Annotated in this window: 14 protein-coding genes; 8 read left to right on the top strand and 6 right to left on the bottom strand. The window is 65.3% G+C overall.

Going from position 1 to position 13,673, the window contains the following annotated elements; genetic code table 11:
- A partial coding sequence (locus ABDV78_RS16870) for a 50S ribosomal protein L25/general stress protein Ctc (RefSeq protein ID WP_343528637.1) occupies positions 1–541 on the top strand: 541 nt, incomplete at its 5' end.
- Between the two features lie 213 nt (positions 542–754).
- Here ABDV78_RS16870 and ABDV78_RS16865 read toward each other — a convergent pair.
- Positions 755–1,213 carry an EF-hand domain-containing protein gene (locus ABDV78_RS16865; RefSeq protein WP_343528635.1) on the bottom strand — a complete coding sequence of 153 codons (459 nt, stop codon included), beginning with the start codon at positions 1,211–1,213 and terminating at the stop codon, positions 755–757.
- Positions 1,214–1,428: 215 nt separating this feature from the next.
- Here ABDV78_RS16865 and purB point away from each other — a divergent pair, with 215 nt between their 5' ends.
- Positions 1,429–2,745: an adenylosuccinate lyase gene (purB, locus tag ABDV78_RS16860; RefSeq protein WP_343528634.1), complete on the top strand. Its 1,317-nt coding sequence runs from the start codon at positions 1,429–1,431 to the stop codon at positions 2,743–2,745.
- Between the two features lie 74 nt (positions 2,746–2,819).
- On the opposite strand, the gene ABDV78_RS16855 is transcribed toward purB, so the two are convergent.
- Complete coding sequence (locus ABDV78_RS16855) at positions 2,820–3,308, bottom strand: thioredoxin family protein (RefSeq protein ID WP_343528643.1); 489 nt, start codon at positions 3,306–3,308, stop codon at positions 2,820–2,822.
- Between the two features lie 252 nt (positions 3,309–3,560).
- On the opposite strand from ABDV78_RS16855, the gene ABDV78_RS16850 reads away from it, so the two are divergent.
- Positions 3,561–4,343, top strand: a complete 783-nt coding sequence (locus ABDV78_RS16850; protein WP_343528632.1) for a DUF3592 domain-containing protein — start codon at positions 3,561–3,563, stop codon at positions 4,341–4,343.
- Between the two features lie 30 nt (positions 4,344–4,373).
- Here ABDV78_RS16850 and dnaJ read toward each other — a convergent pair whose 3' ends face one another.
- Complete coding sequence (gene dnaJ, locus ABDV78_RS16845; protein WP_343528631.1) at positions 4,374–5,504, bottom strand: molecular chaperone DnaJ; 1,131 nt, start codon at positions 5,502–5,504, stop codon at positions 4,374–4,376.
- A gap of 167 nt (positions 5,505–5,671) precedes the next feature.
- Positions 5,672–7,570 carry a molecular chaperone DnaK gene (gene dnaK, locus ABDV78_RS16840; RefSeq protein WP_343528630.1) on the bottom strand — a complete coding sequence of 633 codons (1,899 nt, stop codon included), beginning with the start codon at positions 7,568–7,570 and terminating at the stop codon, positions 5,672–5,674.
- Between the two features lie 178 nt (positions 7,571–7,748).
- On the opposite strand from dnaK, the gene ABDV78_RS16835 reads away from it, so the two are divergent.
- The 3 genes from ABDV78_RS16835 to ABDV78_RS16825 all read left to right on the top strand — a co-directional run bounded on the left by ABDV78_RS16835 (position 7,749) and on the right by ABDV78_RS16825 (position 10,285).
- Positions 7,749–8,189, top strand: a complete 441-nt coding sequence (locus tag ABDV78_RS16835; RefSeq protein WP_343528629.1) for a copper chaperone PCu(A)C — start codon at positions 7,749–7,751, stop codon at positions 8,187–8,189.
- Positions 8,186–8,644, top strand: a complete 459-nt coding sequence (locus ABDV78_RS16830) for a vgr related protein (RefSeq protein WP_343528628.1) — start codon at positions 8,186–8,188, stop codon at positions 8,642–8,644. Before ABDV78_RS16835 ends, ABDV78_RS16830 begins: the two co-directional genes overlap by 4 nt.
- A gap of 102 nt (positions 8,645–8,746) precedes the next feature.
- Positions 8,747–10,285, top strand: a complete 1,539-nt coding sequence (locus tag ABDV78_RS16825; protein ID WP_343528627.1) for a flagellin — start codon at positions 8,747–8,749, stop codon at positions 10,283–10,285.
- Positions 10,286–10,354: 69 nt separating this feature from the next.
- On the opposite strand, the gene grpE is transcribed toward ABDV78_RS16825, so the two are convergent.
- A complete protein-coding gene (gene grpE, locus ABDV78_RS16820; RefSeq protein ID WP_343528641.1) occupies positions 10,355–10,900 on the bottom strand; it encodes a nucleotide exchange factor GrpE in 546 nt (181 codons plus the stop codon).
- A 12-nt stretch (positions 10,901–10,912) separates the two neighbouring features.
- The gene (gene hrcA / locus ABDV78_RS16815) at positions 10,913–11,953 is read right to left on the bottom strand and encodes a heat-inducible transcriptional repressor HrcA (protein ID WP_343528640.1); all 1,041 of its coding nucleotides are present in this window, start codon (positions 11,951–11,953) and stop codon (positions 10,913–10,915) included.
- 290 nt (positions 11,954–12,243) lie between these two features.
- On the opposite strand from hrcA, the gene rph reads away from it, so the two are divergent.
- Both rph and rdgB read left to right on the top strand, forming a co-directional pair.
- Complete coding sequence (gene rph / locus ABDV78_RS16810) at positions 12,244–12,960, top strand: ribonuclease PH (RefSeq protein WP_343528626.1); 717 nt, start codon at positions 12,244–12,246, stop codon at positions 12,958–12,960.
- Positions 12,957–13,583 carry an RdgB/HAM1 family non-canonical purine NTP pyrophosphatase gene (rdgB, locus tag ABDV78_RS16805; RefSeq protein ID WP_343528625.1) on the top strand — a complete coding sequence of 209 codons (627 nt, stop codon included), beginning with the start codon at positions 12,957–12,959 and terminating at the stop codon, positions 13,581–13,583. The genes rph and rdgB overlap by 4 nt, the downstream gene beginning before the upstream one ends.
- Positions 13,584–13,673 lie beyond the last annotated feature (90 nt).

The raw sequence follows: 13,673 nt of genomic DNA, 5'->3' as shown, positions 1-13,673 counted from the left end.
GCGTCGTGAAGGCCGCGTCCCCGCCGTGATCTATGGCCAGAACAAGGCCGCCGCGTCGATCCATCTCGAAGAGAAGGCCCTCGTCAAGGCGCTGATGACCGGCCACTTCTTCACCTCGGTCATCATGGTGGACGGCCAGCGCACGCTGGCGAAGGACGTCGCGTTCCATCCGGTCACCGACCGCCCGCTGCACGTCGACTTCCTGCGCATCGGCGAGCATGAGACCGTCACCGTCGCCGTTCCCGTCGTCTTCACCGACGAGGACCAGAGCGGCGTCAAGCAGGGCGGTGTCCTGAACATCACCCGCCACGAGATCGAGCTGGTGGTCGACGCCGCCAGCATCCCGACCGAGATCACCGTCTCGCTCAAGGGTGTGGCCGTGGGCGATTCGATCCACATCTCGGACGTGAAGCTGCCCAAGGGCGCCGAACCCGCCATCGACGACCGCGACTTCGCGATCGCGACGATCGTGCCGCCGACGGTCCCGACCGCCGCGGACGATGCCGCTGATGCAGCAGCCGAAGGTTCGGAAGAGGCCTGATCCGGCCTCGCTTTCTCTTGCGAGCGAGCGAACGAAAAGAAGGGCAGGTGGCGGCGACGCCCCTGCCCTTTTTCGTGTCCGCCGGAGTCCCTCCCCCAAAGCTCGCCGGGGAGGAATGGACTTCAGCCATGCAAAGGGCCGCCGAACCCGAAAGTCCGACGGCCCCGCTCATCCCCGCTCAGGGATAGTTCGGAACGGAGGGGGCGTTCCGATTCAGCCCTGACCCTGGCTCAGAAAGCCGGTCAGTTCGGCCTTGGACACCGCCTTGTCCTTGTCCGTGTCCGCCTGGGCGAAGGCGGTGCCGACCCACTTCTTGGTCGCGGGCGCATCGGCCTTGGTCGAGGGGTCGGTCTGCGACTTCAGCGCGACCATCCACTGACCGAATTCGGCCTTGCTCAGCTTGCCGTCGCCATTCTTGTCATAGGTCGGGAATTGCGTGTCGACGACCTGTGCGATCTGGTCGCCGGTCGCCTGGACCTGACCTTGCGCGGGCGTCGCCTGGGCCGGAGCGGCCGGGTCGGTCCCGGGTGTTGCCGCCTGTGCCGGATCGGCAGAGGTTACGGGTGCAGTTTGCGGCGACGTGGGCTCGCTCTGGGCCGGAGCCGGGGTAACCTGTGCAAGCACCGGAGCAGACGCCATCATGGCGGCGCCAAGAAAAGCATATTTCATCATCTCGTCTCTCCCTTACTCTGGTCGAACGATGACTATGAAGACCGGGAACGCATCTTCATCGTTAGTGATACGATCCCGTTCTGCATTTTGCCATATGGGGATTCCACCTTCGGATTTGAAGGCTCGGCTCGTCCCTGCTAACGGCACGACACACCGTGATTCCGAGAGGAAGTGCACGGTAGACCGTGCCGTTTCCACGACCTGAAGGTGCCCCGATGATTCCGCGCTATTCCCGTGCCCCCATGACCCGGATCTGGGATCCCCAGACCCGTTTCCGCATCTGGTTCGAGATCGAGGCGCACGCCACCGACGCGCTCGCCGAACTGGGCGTCGTCCCCAAGGAAGCCGCCGCGCGCATCTGGGAAGCCGACAAGGCCGCCGGGGACTTCGACATCGCGCGCATCGATTCGATCGAGGCGGAAACCAAGCACGACGTCATCGCCTTCCTGACCCATGTCGCCGAGCGGACCGGGCCGGAGGCACGCTTCCTGCACCAGGGCATGACCTCGTCCGACGTGCTCGACACCTGCCTGGCGGTGCAGCTGGCCCGCGCCTCGGACATCCTGCTCGAAGACCTGGATGCGCTGCTCGCCGTCATCAAGCGCCGCGCCTATGAGCATAAGCTGACCCCGACCATCGGGCGCAGCCATGGCATCCATGCCGAGCCGGTCACCTTCGGGCTGAAGCTCGCACAGGCCTATGCCGAGTTCGACCGCAACCGCGCGCGCCTGGTCGCCGCGCGCGCCGACATCGCCACCTGCGCGATCTCGGGCGCGGTCGGCACCTTCGCCAATATCGATCCCCGCGTCGAGGCGCATGTCGCCGAGAAGATGGGGCTGACCGTCGAGCCCGTCTCGACCCAGGTCATCCCGCGCGACCGCCATGCGATGTTCTTCGCCACCCTCGGCGTCATCGCCAGCTCGATCGAGCGTCTCGCGACCGAGATCCGCCATCTCCAGCGCACCGAGGTCCTGGAGGCGGAGGAATATTTCTCGCCCGGCCAGAAGGGTTCGTCGGCGATGCCGCACAAGCGCAACCCCGTGCTGACCGAGAACCTGACCGGCCTGGCCCGCATGGTGCGCGGTTATGTCACCCCGGCGCTGGAGAATGTCGCGCTGTGGCATGAGCGCGACATCAGCCATTCGTCGGTCGAGCGTTATATCGGCCCCGACGCGACCATCACCCTCGACTTCGCGCTCGCCCGCCTGACCGGCGTGATCGACAAGCTGGTCGTCTATCCGGCGCGGATGGAGAAGAACCTCAACAAGATGGGCGGCCTCGTCCATTCGCAGCGCGTGCTGCTGGCGCTGACCCAGGCGGGGGTGAGCCGCGAGGACAGCTATCGCCTGGTCCAGCGCAACGCGATGAAGGTCTGGGAATCGGACGGCGAACTGTCGCTGATGGAGTTGCTCAAGGCCGACGCGGATGTGACGGCCGCACTGTCGCCCGAGGAAATCGAGGCACGCTTCGACCTCGATTATCACTACAAGAATGTCGACACGATCTTCGCGCGAGTCTTCGGCGAGGCGTGATGTATTTGGGGGGAGGGCCGCAAGCCCTCCCCCCACCCGTCATCCCGGTGAAAGCCGGGGCGGCGATCGGTCGCTTATGCCACCCAGCCGGCCAGCCAGTCCGCCAGCGCCTGCGGCGTCATCGCCCGCGCATCGGCCAGCGCCGTCTCGCGGCCCGCATTGACCAGCGTGTTGGTCTTCGGATCGACGATCAGCACCGCGGGCACGCCCGCCAGCCGCCCCTTGATCCCGTAAGACGCCGGGATGTCCATATTCTGGTCGAACCGGCCGACATCGACCGTCACCACCTCGAAATGCCTGGCGACGAAGGCGCGCATCTGCGGCGTTTCCATCACGCCCGCCAGCAACCGGCAATCGAGGCACCAATTGCCGCCCAGATCGATCAGCACCCGCTTGTGTGCCTTGACGGCACGCGCACGGGCGGCGGCGATCTCCGCCTTGGCGTCCCCGGCATGATAGGGCAGCGGCAAGGGCTTGGGCAGCGCCTCGAAACTGGCGATGCCGACGCGCGGCGCTGGCACCGGGGCGGCAGCGATCGTCGCAACAGCGGCAAGAACCGGCATAACGAACTGGCGACAGGACATGACTAGGGATTCCTTTGCGAGCAGCGTGCCCCAATGTGTCGAGCAAGATGTCGCGCGAAGCAAGGCAATGCGGCACGACCTTGCCCAAGCCCAACTTTTTGCCCCGATCTATCCTATCGGCGCGTCCGGTGAGAATCTTGTCATGGTGAGGCCAGCATGACGCAGAATGAGGTCCGCTAAAATTCCAAACCGGGCGAAGTGAAAAAATCGGATCGACGGAATGGGGAAAAGATGGCCGAGGATAATGGAAATCGCCGCTCGATTTTGGGTGAAGAAGGTTCGCTCCATCGCGCGCTGGTCGGCCCGCTGATCGTTGGCACTATGCTGTTGTTCCGAACGGGGCTGCCCGCTCTGTTTGACAAGGGGCATCGGATCGACGACCTGATCCATGGTGATGCCTTACCCTTCGCCGCTGGCTCGGCGTTCCTCTATCTTATCTGCACTCTGGGATATTGGATCATCCTTCGGCGCGCTCGAACCCATGACCCAATTCGTACCAAGCGCATCGGCATGGCCATCATCGCCGCAATCGTCATGCTGCTCGCCGAGGCCTATTTCGTCATCCCGGATGTCATCAAATATCGACTGGCCTCGGATCTGACGGTGCGCGGCGTTCCGGCCCAGGCGGAACTTATTCGCCATTATGCCAGGGGATGTGGGAAAGCCGCCTGCACGGATGCCGTGCAATATCGCTTTACGCCTCGCGGTAGGACACACTCTATAGAAGGCAGCGTCGACGTGCTGAGCGGCCGGGCTCGCGGCACGCATGAAAGGATTGATTATGTCGAGGCGACCGGCACGGTTCCGATCCTCTACGACCCTCAGGCACCTCGCCGGGCCATGTTTTTCTGGAAAGACGATGTGGCGTCGACCGCTACGGTCGGGGGAAGCTTTGCCGGGATCATCGCGCTGAACGTCATCTTGATGATCGTCATCATACCCTTCGCCCTGATCCTCTGGCGCGATCTTGCCAAACAGCGCCGGGCGGTGGTGGAGAATGCCGACCGATCGTGATTCACTCGGTCGGCATTCTTTAGAACAGCCTTACTCCCCCGCGAAGACACTCTTCAGCTTGGCGAAGAAGCCCTGGCTTTCGGGGCATTCGTCGCCCGTCTCGGTCTCGCGGAAGAGTTCGAGCAATTCGCGCTGACGGGTCGACAGGCGGGTCGGGGTTTCGACTTCGATCTGGATGATCAGATCGCCGGTGCCGCGGCCCTGAAGCACGGGCATGCCCGCCCCGCGCTGGCGGAGCTGCTTGCCCGACTGGATGCCCGCCGGGATCTTGATCTCGTGAGTCCGCCCGTCGAGGCCGGGGATGGACAACGACCCGCCCAGTGCCGCCGTCGTGAAGCTGATCGGCGCGCGCGCGAACAGGGTCGTACCCTCGCGCTCGAAGATGGCGTGGCGCTTCACATGGAGGAAGATGTAGAGGTCGCCCGCCGGTGCACCGCGTGCGCCCGCCTCGCCCTCGCCGGACAAGCGGATGCGCGTGCCCTCGTCGACGCCGGCCGGGATGTTGACGGAGAGGGTCTTGGTCTTCTCGACCCGGCCCTCGCCGCGGCAATCGGGGCAGGGATCGGCGATGATCTGGCCCGCACCCTGACAGACCGGGCAGGTCCGCTCGACGACGAAAAAGCCCTGCTGCGCCCGCACCTTGCCATGGCCGCCGCAATGCTGACAGGTCCTGGCGCTGGTGCCGGGCTTGGCCCCCGTCCCGTCGCACGTGTCGCACGCGGCGGAGACATCGACCGTGATCTCGGTCGACTTGCCGTGGAACGCCTCTTCCAGCGTGATTTCCATGTCGTAGCGCAGGTCCGCGCCACGCCGGGGGCTCTGCCGCCCGCCGCCGCGTCCGCCGCCCATGAATTCGCCGAAGACGCTTTCGAAGATATCGGAGAACGCGCCGAAGTCCTGTGCGCCGCCGCCACCGCCGCCGCCCATGCCTTGCTGGAACGCGGCATGGCCATAGCGGTCATAGGCCGCCCGCTTCTGCGGGTCCTTCAGACAGTCATAGGCTTCGCTGATCGCCTTGAACTTGGCCTCGGAGTCCTTGCAGCCCGCATTACGATCGGGATGATATTGCATGGCCAGCTTGCGGTAGCGCGACTTGATCGTCGCATCATCCGCCGTGCGCTCGCATTCGAGCAGTTCATAATAGTCGATCGTCGTGCTCATGCCCGGTCTCGCCCCGTCCGCCTGTGCGTGGCCCGTCCACCGACCATGCCGTCGGGCCGGACGGAGCGACACCGCCAAGCGCTTCGCCACTTCATGCCCCGAAGGGCGGTATTCTCAACTCGGAACCGAAGGCCCGGCCCACCCAAGGGCAGACCGGGCCGACAGTCTTACTTGGTTTCGTCGACTTCCGAGAATTCGGCGTCGACCACATCGTCCTGCTTGGCCGCACCGGCATCGGCGGAGGGCGAAGCCTCGGCCTGCTGCTGCTTCTCGTAGATCGCCTGGCCCAGCTTCATCGCGACCTGGGCAAGGGCCTGTGCCTTCTCGTTCATCGTGTCGGGGTCACCACCCTCGACCGCGGTCTTGGCTTCCGCCACGGCCGCTTCGATTTCCGACTTCAGCGACGCGTCGACCTTGTCACCATTGTCCGCGAGCTGACGCTCGGTGGTGTGGATCAGCGATTCGGCGTTGTTCTTCGCCTCGGCAGCGGCACGACGCTTCTTGTCCTCCTCGGCGAACTTCTCCGCGTCGCGGACCATCTGGTCGATGTCGTTGTCCGACAGGCCTCCGCTTGCCTGGATGCGGATCTGCTGCTCCTTACCGGTGCCCTTGTCCTTGGCCGAGACGTTGACGATGCCGTTGGCGTCGATGTCGAACGTGACTTCGATCTGCGGCACGCCGCGCGGCGCAGGGGGGATGCCGACCAGGTCAAACTGACCCAGCAGCTTGTTGTCCTGCGCCATCTCGCGCTCGCCCTGGAAGACCCGGATCGTCACCGCGTTCTGGTTGTCGTCGGCGGTCGAATAGACCTGGCTCTTCTTGGTCGGGATCGTCGTGTTGCGGTCGATCATCTTGGTCATGATGCCGCCCAGCGTCTCGATACCCAGCGACAGCGGGGTCACGTCGAGCAGCAGCACGTCCTTGACGTCGCCCTGCAGCACGCCCGCCTGGATCGCGGCGCCCATGGCGACGACTTCGTCCGGGTTGACGCCGGTGTGCGGGTCCTTGCCGAAGAAGTTCTTCACCACCTCACGGACGCGCGGCATGCGGGTCATGCCGCCCACCAGCACCACGTCGGCGATCTCGTCGGCCTTCATGCCCGCATCGGCCAGCGCCTTCTTGCAGGGCTCCAGCGTGCGCTGGATCAGGTCCTCGACCAGCCGCTCCAGATCGGCGCGGGTGATCGTCTTGACCAGATGCTTCGGACCGTTCTGGTCGGCGGTGATGAAGGGCAGGTTGACCTCGGTCGACTGGGCCGAGGACAGCTCGATCTTCGCCTTTTCGGCCGCTTCCTTCAGGCGCTGGAGCGCCAGCTTGTCCTTGGTGAGGTCGATGCCCTCTTCCTTCTGGAAGCCCGACGCCAGGAAATCGACGATCTTGTTGTCGAAGTCCTCGCCACCCAGGAAGGTGTCGCCGTTCGTCGCCTTCACCTCGAACACGCCGTCACCGATCTCGAGGATCGAGATGTCGAAGGTGCCGCCGCCAAGGTCATAGACCGCGATCGTCTTGCCGTCCTGCTTCTCCAGGCCATAGGCCAGAGCGGCCGCGGTCGGCTCGTTGATGATGCGCAGCACTTCCAGGCCCGCAATCTGGCCGGCGTCCTTGGTCGCCTGACGCTGGGCGTCGTTGAAATAGGCCGGAACCGTGATGACCGCCTGGGTCACCGTCTCGCCCAGATAGCTCTCGGCGGTTTCCTTCATCTTCTGCAGCGTGAAGGCCGAGATCTGCGACGGGCTGTAATCCTTGCCGCCCGCATGGACCCATGCGTCGCCGTTCGGACCGCGCGCGATGGCGTAGGGAACCAGCTCGGTGTCCTTGCGGGTGACGGGATCGTCGAAGCGGCGGCCGATCAGGCGCTTCACCGCGAAGATAGTGTTGTCGGGGTTGGTCACCGCCTGGCGCTTGGCGGGCTGGCCGATCAGGCGCTCGCCATCCTTGGCGAAGGCGACGATCGACGGCGTGGTGCGCGCGCCTTCCGCGTTCTCGATAACCTTGGGCTTGCCGCCCTCCATGACAGCGACACAGCTGTTGGTGGTGCCGAGGTCGATGCCGATCACTTTTGCCATAAGTCTCTAAATGCCCCTCAAGAACATAGTCTGGAAGTCCAATGCCGGGGTTCGCCGGTCCCGAAAGCGGCAACCGAAAACCCCGTTCACTGGCCGGATATAGGTGGGCGATTTGTTGCCGCAAGATTGGATGGAACCTAGGGTCGCGTCAGGATTTGCCGAAACGGGAGGGTTTGCCATGCGTAGCGCCATTTTTCTGGGCCTTTCGGCGCTTGTCGGGACGGCGACGCTGACCGGCTGCGCCCAGAAGCCCGAGCTTTATGCCGAGGAAGGCTGGGTCCGGCTGTCCGCCGTGCCGGAGCGTCCGGCGGCGGCCTATTTCATCGTCCATGGCGGACCGAAGCCGGTAAACCTCATATCGGTCAGCAGCGACGTGGCGATCACCACCGAGATGCACGAAGGCGGCATGGCGATGAAGAAGGTCGACACCGTCCCGATCCCGGCAGGCGGCACCGTCGCCTTTCAGCCCGGCGGGCGGCACGTGATGCTCTACGACATGAATCCGGGCGTGAAGCCGGGGCGCATCCTGTCGCTACTGCTCACCTTTTCGGACGGCACCCGGCTGCGCCAGGGCGCGCGGGTGATCGCGGCGGGTGATCCCGCCCCGACGGGCGCGTGACGAAGCGCGGCCTTACCCCGGCGGAGGAAGCGCTGGCGCGGTCCGTGTTCGGCGATGCGATCGATTATGCGCAGGTGCGGCTGTCGCCGACGAAATGGGCGTTCTTCCAGCCGCGCAACACGGTGATGGCCCCGACCGGCTGCATCCATTTCCACCCGGGGGGCGGCCTGTGGCGCGAGGATTTCGGCGCCTGCCCCCTCCACGAACAGGGGCTGTTCGTGCATGAGATGGTGCATATTTGGCAGCATCAGCGCGGTATCTTCCTGCCGCTAAAACGCCATCCCTTTTGCCGCTATGACTATGTGCTGAAACCGGGCCGGGCCTTTGCGCGCTACGGGCTGGAGCAACAGGCGGAAGTCGTGCGCCACGCCTTTCTTCTTTCGCGCGGCGCTATCGTGCCCGGCGCGCCGTCGCTGACGCAATATGCCAGTCTGATCCCTTTTCCCGGCCCCTGAAATCCGGGAAAAACCCGGCCGGGATTTCCCCGGATTGCCGCCCATTGGTTAACGCCATCATCACCATCGCCTCACGCGCGTGGCTCACGCGCCCGACGGGGAATGCGAACGGCGATGACGGTCATCAACACCAACGGGGCGGCGCTGAGGGCGCTGGCGGCCTCGCAACGGGCCAATAACGCGATCGGCGATGTCATGGCGCGGCTGTCGACGGGACAGCGCATCAACGCGGCCAGGGACGACGCGGCAGGCCTGGCGATCAGCAATGCGATGACCTCGCAGCTTCGCGGCATGGCGCAGGGCGTGCGCAACACGATGGACGGCATCTCGCTGGTCCAGACCGCCGACGGCTTTCTGAGCGAGACGACCAACGTCCTCCAGCGCCTGCGCGAACTGACCATCCAGTCGCGGTCGGACACCTATGGCGAGAAGGACCGGCTGGCGATCCAGACCGAGGTCACCGCGCTGTCCAGCCATATCGACGCGACGCTGAAGAACGCCGCGTTCAACGGCATTTCGCTATTCCGCACCCAGGCGCCGACCTATGACGACAATGGCCAGCCGATCGACAATGCCGTCCGCCTGAACATCCAGGCGGGGCCGAACGCGGCCAGCACCGTGCCGCTGGCCATCGATCCCGTGTCGACCGAGTTCGATCGCGACAAGACCGCCAAGACCTGGGACTATCCGCTGCTCAATCCGAACCGCAGCGCCGGCGCGGCCTATGAGATCACTATTTTCCTGACCGCACCCGCGACTCAAGCGGGAACGGACACGCACCTGGTGACCTTCGACGACTATATGGCGAAGGGAAAGATCGCCGGACGAGAGATCACCCGCGACGATATCGGGACGACCGTGACGCAGCAGGTGGGCGACCAATGGTATGACCCGGACGGCCAGCCGAAGCAGTTCTCCTTCCTGCTTACCATGCCCTCCACGACGATTTCGGCCGCAGCCCATACCGTCACGGTCGAGGACTTCATCGCGCGGGCGAAGATCGCCGGGCGTGAGGTGACGCGGGACGATATCGGCACCACGGTCACCCAAAGCTATGGCGACCAATGGTATGATCCCTCGAAGGTGCTCCTGCCGGATTATCGCTATGTGTCCTATGAGGCGGGATCGACGTCACCGCCCAAGACGCACCTCGTGACCATGGAGGACTTCATGGCGAACGGCGAAGGCTATAACTTTCGGGTCCGGGCCGGAGATGTCGGCACCACCGTTCTGAATACGTCCGGGGCGTGGTGGTACGATCCCGCCAAGGGCGGCTATTTCTCGCACCAGAGCGCCGAGGAATATGCCGAGCGACGCCATTTCACGATGGCCGAGGAATTGAAGGTCACCAACCCCTATCGGATCGACAACACCCTGAGCCGCCTTGATGCGTTGCTGGGGCAGGTCAGCCAGGTGCGCGCAGAGATGGGGGCGAGTGCGAATCGGCTGCAATCGGTGGCGAACGACCTGAACAACGCCTCGACCAACTTGTCGGAGGCGCGCTCGCGCATCACCGATGCCGACTTCTCGCAGGAAAGCGTCAACTTGGCGCGCGAACAGATCCTGTCCCAGTCGGCGATCGCGATGCTCGCCCAGTCGCAGCAGAGCCAGAAGGACGTGCTGAAGTTGCTCGGCCAATAAGCACCTGTCGGCCCGACGAAAAAGGGCGGACCTGCCGGCCCGCCCCGATCGTTCGACAATAAATCCCGATCAGTCGGGCTTCTTGGCCACCGCCACCAGTGCGGGACGCAACAGGCGGTCCTTGATCATATAGCCTGACTGCATCTCCTGCACGATCGTGCCCGGCTCCTGGTCGGAGGGCATTTCGATCATCGCCTGATGCTTGTTGGGGTCGAGCGGCTGGCCCATCGCCTCGATCTTGGTGATGCCGTGACGGCCCAGCACGCTGTCCAGTTCGCGCCCCGTGGCGTCGAGGCCGGTCACCAGCCCCTTCCACTTGTCGTCGGTGCGCAGATCCGCCGGGATTGCCGCCAGTGCCCGCTGGAGATTGTCGGCGACCGACAGGACGTCGCGGGCAAAGGACGTCGCGGCATAGTTGCGAGCGTCGGCCGCTTCCTTTTCCGCACGACGGCGGACGTTCTGATTCTCGGCCTGGGCATAGAGATATTGCTGCTTTGCCTCGGCGAGTTGATTCTCCAGCTCGGCCAGACGGTCCTGGCCCGCCACTTCGGGCGCGGCACCGGCCGTTTCCTCGCGGAGATCGGTCTGGGTTTCGTTGGTCGTGTTGTCGCTCATCATAATCCCTGTTCAGCCCATCATGCGGGCCAGCGTTGCCGCCGTGAAATCCACCATGGGCACGACACGGGCATAGTTCAACCGCGTCGGCCCGATTACGCCGACGACACCGACCACCTGACCGTCCAGCCCACGAAACGGCCGGGCGATCACGGACGATCCCGACAGCGCGAACAATTTGTTCTCCGCGCCTATGAAGATGCGGGTCGAATCCCCGGCGCGCGCCGAATCGAGCAGATGCGCGATTTCCTGCTTGCCTTCCAGATCGTCGAGCAGGTCGCGCACCCGTTCCAGATCGGCGGCGGCGGCGGCATCGATCAGCCGCCCCTGCCCGCGCACGATCAGGATCGGGCGGCGGTCGCCATCCTCGCTCCACACCGCCAGCCCCTGTTCGACCAGCGCGCGCGCCGCACCGTCCAGCGCCGCGCGCCCGGCCGCCAGCTCCCGCTCCAGCCGCTCGCGCGCCTGGCCCAGCGTCAACCCGGCCAGCGTGGCGGACAGGTAATTCCCCGCCTCGACCAACGCCGACGGGGTCATGCCCGGCTGCAGTTCCAGCACCCGGTTCTCGACCGCACCGTCCTCGGCGACCAGCACAGCCAGCGCCTGTGTGGCCGAGAGCGGCACGAAACCGATCGAGCGCAGCTTCATCTCGCGCTTGGGCACCATCACCAGCCCGGCACAGGCGGACAGTCCCGACAGCACCGCCGTCGTCGCGGCCAGCGCCTCCTCGACCGGGCCGGAGCGCGCCGCGCGTGCCTCGATCGCGGCGCGTTCCTCGATGCTGGGCTCCATCGCGTGCATCATGCCGTCGACGAACAGCCGCAGTCCGATATCGGTCGGCATCCGCCCCGCACTGGTATGCGGCGCCGCCAGCAGGCCGCGCTCCTCCAGTTCCTGAAGCACGTTGCGGATCGAGGCGGGCGACAGGTTGATGCCCGACAGCGCGATCGTCTTCGACCCCACCGGCTGGCCGCTGGTCAGGTAACTGTCGACCACCACGCGAAAAATATCGCGCGCCCGGTCGGTCAGCTCGGTGATCGGTAAGGTGACCATGCCGGAAATGTAGACATTCACCGCACGCCGCTCAACCGCGATCGGCAGCCCCTCCCTTCTTCTCTCCACGCCCTCTGCGCCTCTGCGCGAAATTTTCTCCCGCGGAGGCGCGGAGGCGCGGAGATTGTTCGGCTTCTCCTCCGCGCCTCCGCGTCTCCGCGCGAACCATTCTTCTTTCTTGCGCGCAGAGGACGCAGAGAGAAGAGGAGTGTCTTCCAATCTCCACCGTCCTGTCTGGCGCATCGCGCGGGGGCCGGTTAGGGCTGTCCCCAAGGAACAAGGAGAAGACTATGCGCCCGTCCGGCCGGATGCCCGACCAGATGCGTCCCATCACCATCGAGCCGAATTTCACCCGCCACGCCGAAGGATCGGTGCTGATCGGGTTCGGCGATACCAAGGTGCTCGTCACCGCCAGCGTCGAGGAACGCGTACCCCCCTTCCTGCGCGGCAAGGGCGAAGGCTGGGTCACGGCCGAATATGGCATGCTGCCCCGCGCGACCCATACGCGCGGCAGCCGCGAGGCGGCCAAGGGCAAGCAGTCGGGCCGGACCCAGGAAATCCAGCGGCTGATCGGCCGGTCCCTGCGCGCCGTCTGCGACCTGAAGGCGCTGGGCGAGCGGCAGATCACGATCGACTGCGACGTGATCCAGGCCGATGGCGGCACCCGGACCGCCGCCATTTCGGGCGCGTGGGTCGCGCTGCGCATGGCGGTGAACAAGCTGATGGCCGAGGGCAAGCTGACCAGCGACCCGATCCGCAACAAGGTCGCCGCCGTGTCGTGCGGCATCCATCAGGGCACGCCGGTCCTCGACCTCGACTATATCGAGGATTCGAATGCCGATGCCGACGCCAATTTCGTGCTGATCGAAAACGGCCACATCGCCGAGGTGCAGGCGACCGCCGAGCACGCGACCTATGACGAAGAGGCGCTGCTGCGTCTGCTCCGCCTGGCGCGGATGGGCTGCACCGAAATCTTCGCCGCGCAGGACCGGGCGATCCGCGCATGAGCGGCGAAGGAAATGGCCGCCAGGCGATCCGCAAGCTGGAGCCCGGCAAGCTGGTCCTCGCCAGCCACAACAAGGGCAAGATCGTCGAATTCCGCGAACTGCTGGCGCCCTACGGCGTCGAGGTGATCGCGGCCGCCGATCTCGACCTGCCCGAGCCCGAGGAAACCGGCACCACCTTCGTCGCCAATGCCGAACTGAAGGCGCTGGCCGCCGCCGACCTGTCGGGGCTCCCCGCCCTGTCGGATGACAGCGGCTTGTGCGTCGAGGCGCTGGGCGGCGATCCAGGGCTGTTCTCGGCGCGCTGGGCGGGGCCGGAAAAGGACTTCGCCATGGCGATGCGCGCGGTCGAGGATCGGCTGAACGAAGAGGCGGACATGGCGCGATCGGCGCATTTCGTCTGCGCGCTGGCGGTCGGCTGGCCCGACGGTCATGTCGAATGGTTCGAAGGCCGGGTCGACGGCACCATCGTCTGGCCGCCGCGCGGGGACAAGGGCCATGGCTATGACCCGATCTTCCAGCCCATCGGCTATACCGAAACCTTCGCCGAGATGGACCAGGACGAAAAGAACCGCATCAGCCACCGCGCCGATGCGTTCGGCCAGCTTGTGAAGGCGGTGTTCTGAACCAGATTCCTCCCCTGCAAGGGGAGGGGGACCATGCCCAGCATGGTGGAGGGGTGTCGCCCTGTCGATCACGGGACACCCCTCCGTCGC

Source organism: Sphingomonas sp., assembly GCF_039594485.1.
Lineage (GTDB): Bacteria > Pseudomonadota > Alphaproteobacteria > Sphingomonadales > Sphingomonadaceae > Sphingomonas.
The sequence above is the reverse complement of the archived record's forward strand: the minus strand, read 5'-3'. Positions and strand labels throughout refer to the sequence as shown.